General features: G+C 34.0%; 2 protein-coding genes. Both read right to left on the bottom strand.

What is annotated here, in order from left to right; all coding sequences use genetic code 11:
* Positions 1-342: 342 nt before the first annotated feature.
* The gene (locus AC1DVB_RS27385) at positions 343-663 is read right to left on the bottom strand and encodes a hypothetical protein (RefSeq protein WP_063593579.1); all 321 of its coding nucleotides are present in this window, start codon (positions 661-663) and stop codon (positions 343-345) included.
* A gap of 358 nt (positions 664-1,021) precedes the next feature.
* On the bottom strand, positions 1,022-1,222 hold a 201-nt coding region (locus AC1DVB_RS27380; protein ID WP_477591975.1), incomplete at its 5' end, for an OsmC family protein.

The raw sequence follows: 1,222 nt of genomic DNA, 5'->3' as shown, positions 1-1,222 counted from the left end.
TTCCTTCATTTCCCGGTCCTTCAAACGTTTCCTTCAAAAGCGTTTTTATCGAACTTGCCAGCGTCTCGCTCATCTCATTCCCCCCCAATGTTTAGTCGACTTCATTACTCTATAATATACTAAGACAAACCAATAAACATTTATATTTTGTTAAATTAATCCAAAAATATCGTGAGTTTAAAGAGTTACTCGCTTAACTTGCATAAGATAAGGGTTTCAATTACTTTCGAGTACAGTTAACATGTGGTATTGACGGCTCTCTTAACGTGATGAAAAAAAAATACCTTAAAAAGGCCATTCCACAGGAACGGCCTTAATTATTTTTGAAAATTTGATTCAGTTTTAGTAGCTTTTCAAACGCTCTTCCAGGGACACAATTCTAAACTTTAACTCTTGATTCGAGTCCAAGCCCCCTATTACAATTTGATTATCTTCCGTAATGGTGACATATCTGAAGGTTTCTTCTCCATGAATCTTGATTTTAGTCTCCAATGTCGTTTCCATTTTTGCAAAAACTTGATCTGTGTATGTAAGCGGGAGAAGATCATCTAAACCTTCTTCAGGGCTGCCGAGCCATTTAAACATGAAATCTTTCAATGAATATTGTTCAATCATCGATAAATGATTTTTAAAAATTAATTTGTCAATTGTTATCTCTTTCAATTTAACCACTCCTCAATAGTATCTAAAGTTTATATGGATAAACTCCTAACATCAAGGGCATTCCAATGACAAACCATTACATTTTGATTACTTGCTTACTGAATTATCCCTTTCCTTCCGTAAAATGGAGTTCGCTAACCTTGAAAACCAATTTTAGATTGATATTTTCGAAAGAATGCCCTCGGATTACCATGAGAGGGATTATTTCCTGTGGTTTGCACGTTTTGGTATAGATGATTATTCTTGAAATGAGGATGTTCATTTCAGTCAAAACAGCCCCATTTTCAAAAATGGGGCTGTTTTTATTATACGGATATAAAACAAATTCCTGTTAAACAATAGTCCTTTAAATTACATATTATATGTCTTGTTTTCCTTTAACACCATTTATTGAATAGCTGATTTTAATGTTGGCATTTAATGAGTGATACACTGAACAGTACGTATTTTTGGATAATTGAATCGCACGGACGACTTTATCTTCAGGTAGATCTCCCTCTAATAAATAATGGATATGAAAATCGGTAAAACGTTTAGGATGATTTTCTGACCGTACCCC

This window comes from Peribacillus sp. P4_D6 (genome assembly GCF_056401795.1).
Note: the sequence above shows the minus strand (reverse complement) of the source record. Positions and strands in the feature narration are given on the sequence as shown.